We start from the raw sequence: 2,129 nt of genomic DNA, 5'->3' as shown, positions 1-2,129 counted from the left end.
AGCTCGCTCCCACATTGATCAGGGAAATCAGAACTCTACTCGCCGAAATTGAACACCACCGGCTTCGGCGGAGGGCAACCTCCTGGGGGTGGGAAGTTCTGTACGCCCGCCTCGTCGTAGCCGGTGTAGCAGCCCACGATCTTGTCATCCTTGAAGGTCATGCGGCGCTCGACCACACCCGTCGGGTAGTAGTAGACCGTCTCGCCTTCGCGCTTGGCGTACGAATAGTCCTTGTATTCGCGCCCATAGACCGTTATCAGCCGAAACCCCTGCCGGGCCTCGGAGGACTTCAACTGACCGCTGGGGTAGTACTCCTTGCGAGTCACACGATCATCAGGCCCCAGCAACACCTCCCGCACATTGTGCCCATCCTGGGTATGGCGGGCACTCTGCTCGTTACCAAACAGGTAGTCACTCTCGGAATCGAAGTGGCCGTTATTGAATGCCCCGCGCTGCTTGCCGCACAACTTGATGCGGGTGTACTTCCCATCCGGCACATGGCAATAGTTGCGGTCCGCAATTAACACCCCATTCGCGTCGAATGATTGCACGTTGCCAATGGGCTCATCCTTTTCGTACGTTGCCACCGTATCGGGCTGGCCATTAGGGTGATAGAGACGAAAGGCACCCTCTCGCGAACCGTAACGCCAGGAGATATCCGACAGCAGCACGGCACCGTCGTCCGCATAGGCCAGCGCCCGCCCTTCGATCTGACCATTGGCGTAGTGAGCCGAATAGGTGAGCTTGCCATTCGCCGCATAGGTCTCTTTCAACCCATCCAACACACCCGCTTGGTAGTGCTCGACCCGCCGCAACACCCCCGCAGCATCCACTTCTCGCAACTCGCCGTGCCTCTTGTCGGCGACAAAGTCCACGGTCTGGACGCCGCCGCCCTCCACCTTCAAAATCCAACGCCCCTCCCGGACGCCTTGCACGTAACGCCCCTCGCCCCACGGCATTTTCCAATCGCCGTGCTGTATGCCCGCCACGAAATCGCCGCGCTGGATCACCTCGCCATGACGCACACGCTCGGAAGGCCCGTCAAAATCACCGTGTTTGTAAGTATCGAAGCCCGACATCAGCACCTCATCGTCGTATCCCTCGATCGTCCAGCGCCCCTCGTAGAAGTCATCGACAATCACGCCTTTGGAAACCGTCCCCCTATCACTGATAACCCACGGCCCCTGGCGCACCCCATCCACATAGGCGCCGGTAGACTCGTCGCCCGACGGGCCAAACTCCTTCCACCGACCCGATTTCTTGCCTTGGGCATACGAACCCAGCGCCCATAGCTGCCTATCCCCCATGATCACCCCCACCCCATCCTCAGAGCCTTGGTACAGCTGCGGACGGGCTTCCCAAGCCATCCGACTGACGCTATACGCAACCCCCACATCCTCATCCCGAGGCGACACGCGCTCATACGTCAGCGTGAGCCAGCGCCCTTCGCGCTGCTGGAAGGTCTTTTTGTAGGTATCGCGATGGGGATCCTCCGCCGGCTGTCCCGCCGAGGCCGGGACCCCGTCGACACCGAAGTAGCCCACCAGCGTACCGTCAGCGGGATTGAGCGTGTCGAATTCGACGATACCGGTCACGGGCACCACGGCGCCGTAAGCGTAAGGCGGCAACGCGCCCAGGGCTTTTTGGACAATGGCAGCATTGAGGACTTTGCTATTGGCAGCGATACGATCCAGCACCGACTGAAGCGTCTCGAGCCGGCGATACGTCCCGGTAGACGGCACGAACCGATAACCATGAAGGGCGTACTGCCCCTTCGCCCGGGACAGCACGACCAACGTCTGGAGATCACTGTCGAGGCTGGCGTAGAACACTGACTCGATACTGGCATCGCCATACCGGTCGAGCACTTGCGGGACGCCATCCGACGAATCACACAGGCATGAGTAGCCGACGACACCCTCCGCTTCGCGGATAAACGCCAGCGTCGCCCCACTCTCCTGGGAGTTTTTTATCAGCGGATGGGCCAGGGGCTTGGCGTTATAAAACGGCTCCGCCAGGGCCCCGACGGAAACAGAACAACTCAATACAAACAGCAGCAAAAACGAACGCATACGAATCCCTTCGCGCCAAAAGCACAACAACATCCATGGACATTAAAAAAGCGAGCC

The 2,129-nt window shown here is 59.9% G+C and carries 1 protein-coding gene; it reads right to left on the bottom strand.

The window, feature by feature from the left end; genetic code table 11:
* Positions 1-35: 35 nt before the first annotated feature.
* Entirely contained in the window at positions 36-2,072 is a 2,037-nt protein-coding gene (locus OC610_RS26180; RefSeq protein ID WP_264431988.1) for a hypothetical protein, read from the bottom strand.
* Between the last annotated feature and the right edge of the window lie 57 nt (positions 2,073-2,129).

Origin of the sequence: Pseudomonas agronomica (assembly GCF_025917275.1) — a bacterium.
Lineage (GTDB): Bacteria > Pseudomonadota > Gammaproteobacteria > Pseudomonadales > Pseudomonadaceae > Aquipseudomonas > Aquipseudomonas agronomica.
Note: the sequence above shows the minus strand (reverse complement) of the source record. Positions and strands in the feature narration are given on the sequence as shown.